Annotated in this window: 3 protein-coding genes and 2 pseudogenes; 4 read left to right on the top strand and 1 reads right to left on the bottom strand. The window is 69.5% G+C overall.

The features are described from left to right. Positions 1–289: pseudogene (locus tag HMPREF3115_RS18140) on the top strand (MFS transporter); the annotation flags it as partial. 45 nt (positions 290–334) lie between these two features. Here the strand turns inward: HMPREF3115_RS18140 and HMPREF3115_RS18135 are convergent. Beyond that, positions 335–931, bottom strand: a complete 597-nt coding sequence (locus HMPREF3115_RS18135) for a pyridoxamine 5'-phosphate oxidase family protein (RefSeq protein WP_053296700.1) — start codon at positions 929–931, stop codon at positions 335–337. A gap of 138 nt (positions 932–1,069) precedes the next feature. Between HMPREF3115_RS18135 and HMPREF3115_RS18130 the strand changes: the two genes are divergently transcribed. The 3 genes and pseudogenes from HMPREF3115_RS18130 to HMPREF3115_RS18120 all read left to right on the top strand — a co-directional run. Beyond that, positions 1,070–2,596 carry an acetaldehyde dehydrogenase ExaC gene (locus tag HMPREF3115_RS18130; RefSeq protein ID WP_070555509.1) on the top strand — a complete coding sequence of 509 codons (1,527 nt, stop codon included), beginning with the start codon at positions 1,070–1,072 and terminating at the stop codon, positions 2,594–2,596. A 175-nt stretch (positions 2,597–2,771) separates the two neighbouring features. Further along, positions 2,772–3,314 (top strand): hypothetical protein, encoded by a 543-nt coding sequence (locus HMPREF3115_RS18125; protein WP_070555506.1) that lies wholly within the window; start codon positions 2,772–2,774, stop codon positions 3,312–3,314. Positions 3,315–3,484: 170 nt separating this feature from the next. Further along, positions 3,485–4,076 (top strand): annotated as a pseudogene (locus HMPREF3115_RS18120) (AraC family transcriptional regulator); the annotation flags it as partial.

Raw genomic sequence — 4,076 nt, 5'->3', positions numbered from 1 at the left:
GGCCGACGCCGTGCTGCATGCCGCCGCGCGGCTCGCGACCGGCGATCTCGCCGGCGCGGCGGCCGCGCTGCCGGACGTCGACCGCGCGGTGCTGCTCGCAAGCTACACGCATGCGTTCGATCGCCTGCTGATCGCGCTCGCGATCGTCACCGTGCTCTGTGCGGCGATCGTATTCGCGTTTCTCGGTGCGCGGCAGACCGCCGACGGCACGCACGCCGACACGCGCGCGAGCCTGCCGCCCAACCGCCGCACGCGACGACCGGCATGCGCGGAAACGAACGGCCGCTGAGCGGCGCGGCCCGTTACGCGGCGCCGCGCCCGCGTGCGCGGCGTGTCACGCGAGTACGAGCGGCGGCAGCGTCGCGTCGGTGCGCGGCTGCGCGCATTCGACGTCGACGATCACATAGCGCCGCGCATCCGGCCACAGCGCGGCGAAGCGTCCCGCGTCTTCGTCGATCGTCGCGCGTCCCTGCACGAGCCACGTCGTCTGTCGGACGAAATCGACGAACAGCAGCGCGATCGCCGGGTTCACGAGCAGATTCCCGATCGTATTGAACAGGTTGTTGCCCGCGAAGTCGGGCAGCACGAGCGTACGTGCGTCGACGCACGCGACGAGCGGCGCGGGCGTGCCATCGGCGCGCGGCTGCCGGCCGCGGTACGAGCAGTCGCTGTTGCCGGCATCGTCGGAGGTCGCGACGATCAGGAACGCCTGTTCGTCGATGAATGTGATGGCGTCGTCGGTCAGCGGGGCGGGTGCATGCATGGAACGAATCGGCGCGGCGGCCGGCGAAGGACGATGCGCGATGCATACGCAAGCCGCATGCCACGCGATCGCGGCCGGCACGCAGGCGCGCGTTGTGAAAATTCCGAACACCGCCCGCCCTTGCTGCGCAGCCGCAGTGTTCAGTTTCGACACAGTCGCGTACCGCATCCGTGCTAGCGCGCCGCGTGCCGTGCCGTGCGCACGTGCCGGCGCGGTGCCGCGACCGGATGGCATGCATGTTGCGTAAACGTCGACGCGCAATCCAACCGGCGCTGCACTCACAAGCACGATGAACAGGAGACATGTATGAACCCGTTTGACCTGAAGCAACTGGGCCTCGACGTCGAATATCCGTATCGTCAGCAGTACGACAACTACATCGGCGGCAAGTGGGTTCCGCCCGTGAAGGGCGAGTATTTCGAGAACGTGTCGCCGATCAACGGCCAGCCGTTCTGCCGCGTGCCGCGTTCGGGCGCCGACGACATCGAGCTCGCGCTCGACGCCGCGCACGCCGCGCGCCGCAAGTGGGGCAAGACGTCCGTGGCCGAGCGCGCGAACCTGCTGCTCGCGGCCGCCGACCGCGTGGAAAAGAACCTGAAGCTGCTCGCCGTCGCGGAAACGATCGACAACGGCAAGCCGCTGCGCGAGACGATGGCGGCCGACCTGCCGCTCGCGATCGACCACTTCCGCTATTTCGCGGGTTGCATCCGCGCGCAGGAAGGCGGGATCTCCGAGATCGACGACAACACGGTCGCGTATCACTTCCACGAGCCGGCCGGTGTCGTCGGCCAGATCATTCCGTGGAACTTCCCGTTGCTGATGGCCGCATGGAAGCTCGCGCCGGCGCTCGCGGCCGGCTGCTGCGTCGTGATGAAGCCGGCCGAGCAGACGCCCGCGTCGGTGCTCGTGCTGATGGAGCTGATCGGCGACCTGTTTCCGCCGGGCGCGGTCAACATCGTGAACGGCTTCGGCAAGGAAGCGGGCGAAGCGCTCGCAACGAGCAAGCGGATCGCGAAGATCGCGTTCACGGGCTCGACGCCGGTCGGCAAGCACATCCTGCACGCGGCGGCCGACAGCCTGATCCCGTCGACGGTCGAGCTGGGCGGCAAGAGCCCGAACGTGTTCTTCGCCGACGTGCTCGACCAGGACGACGCGTTCCTCGACAAGGCACTCGAAGGGCTCGCGATGTTCGCGCTGAACCAGGGCGAGGTCTGTACGTGTCCGTCGCGGATCCTGATCCAGGAATCGATCTACGACCGCTTCATCGAGAAGGCCGTCGCGCGCGTCGAGCGCATCAAGGCCGGCCATCCGCTCGACATGCAGACGATGATCGGCGCGCAGGCGTCGCAGCAGCAGCTCGACAAAATCCTCTCGTATATCGATATCGGCCGCGGCGAAGGCGCGCAATGCCTGACGGGCGGCGAACGCACGGCGCCGGCCGCCGAACTGAACACCGGCTACTACGTGAAGCCGACGATGCTGCTCGGCAACAACAAGATGCGCGTGTTCCAGGAGGAGATCTTCGGGCCGGTCGCGTCGGTGATGACGTTCAAGGACGAGCAGGAAGCGATCGAACTCGCGAACGACACGTTCTACGGGCTCGGCGCCGGCGTGTGGACGCGCAACGGCACGCGCGCGTACCGCATGGGCCGCGAGATCGAGGCGGGCCGCGTCTGGACCAACTGCTATCACCTGTACCCGGCGCACGCGGCGTTCGGCGGCTACAAGCAGTCGGGGATCGGCCGCGAGACGCACAAGATGGCGCTGTCGAACTATCAGCAGACGAAGTGCCTGCTGGTCAGCTATCAGGCGGAAGCGCTCGGCTTCTTCTGATCGCCGCCACGCGGGCGCGGACGCACGGGCGCACGCCGGGCAGCCGGCGGCGCGCCCGTCCGTCTCGTGATCGCGCCGCCTTTCCGGAAATCCGGCGCAGGCCGCAGCGCATCGCGTTGCAGCCCGCGCCGGCCACGACCTCGTCCGCCGCCTGCGCGCGGCGGTTCCATCCGACATGACAGACACACCCCGTTCGCGACATCCGGTATTTCATGCAGGCGAGCTCGACGCGCATCGCCGGTTCGGCGTCGCCGACGAAGCCGAACGGATGAGCGACGTCGTGACGACGCGGCTCAGCATCGGCGTGCGGCAATTCGTCGAGACGCAGCCGTTCATGTTCGTCGGTACGAGCAGCGGCGGCGGCGCGCCGCTCGTCTGCGACATCGTGCAGGGCGGCCGCGATCAGAACGGCGAGCTGCTGCCTGTCGTTCGCGTGATCGATACGAAGACGCTGCGGTTCGCGCTGCCCGCCCGGCGCGACGCATGCCGGATCGATGCGGCGCGATGCGACGGCAGCGGGATCGGGCTGCTGTTCGTCGATTTCGTGCGCGCGATCCGCTACCGGATCAACGGTCGCGCGACGCTGCGCACCGATCTGTCCGACGCGGACGCCGTGCCCTGGCCGGCGGGCAGCCCGATCGTCGAACTCGCCGTCGCGCAGGCGTACGGCAACTGCAGCACGCGCGTCGTGCGGCTGCAGCCGGCCGCCGGCCGCTAGCCGGTGAACGTGCCGCGATGCACGCACGCACCGTGGCGGTGCGGGCGGCGCGCGCGCCGGGCGGGGCGTACACCCCGCGCAGCGTTGAATCTCGGGCGTGGCCGCCTCGCGCGCGGTTCGGCACGGGACTTGCGTGACCGACGCGGTTCCGGCAGGTGAAGGAGAGCACGATGGATGCACGACAGGCACGTCACGACGAACCGACGGCCGAAGACACGCAGCGCAGCGCGCACGGCGACGATGCGTCGGCCGGGCAGGCGGTCGTCAGCGTCGCGCACGACGCTGACGAGCAGGCGCGCAACCTGATCGGCTGGCGACAGACCTACGACCAGCTCGCGGCGGGCCGCTTCGTCGGCACGCTGACCGAGCTGCCGCTCGACACGATGAAACTGTTTCGCGAATCGACGAGCCATGTGCTGCGCCAGGCGTGCGAAGTGCGCGGCGACGCGTACTGGTTCGGCATTCCGCTCGCCGGCGACGGCACCGCGCGCGTCGACGCGTGCCGGATCGGCCCCGGCGCCCTCGCGTTCCGGCCCGGCAACGTCGAATTCGAATTGCTGACGCCCGCGCAGTTCTCGATCTACGGCGTCGTCGTGCGCGGCGAGGTGCTGCGCCGCTATGCGGAGCAGGTCGAACATCGCGCGCTCGACGAGCGGCTGTTCGCGCAGCGCGTGATCCGGATCGGCGACGCGCGGCTCGCGCGCCTGTGCGCGCTGCTCGGCCGCCGGCTCGACGGTGCGGCGGCCGGCGGCGGCCCGTTGC

The organism is Burkholderia sp. HMSC10F09 (genome assembly GCF_001806955.1).
Lineage (GTDB): Bacteria > Pseudomonadota > Gammaproteobacteria > Burkholderiales > Burkholderiaceae > Burkholderia > Burkholderia multivorans.
This window is presented reverse-complemented; position numbering and strand designations above follow the sequence as displayed.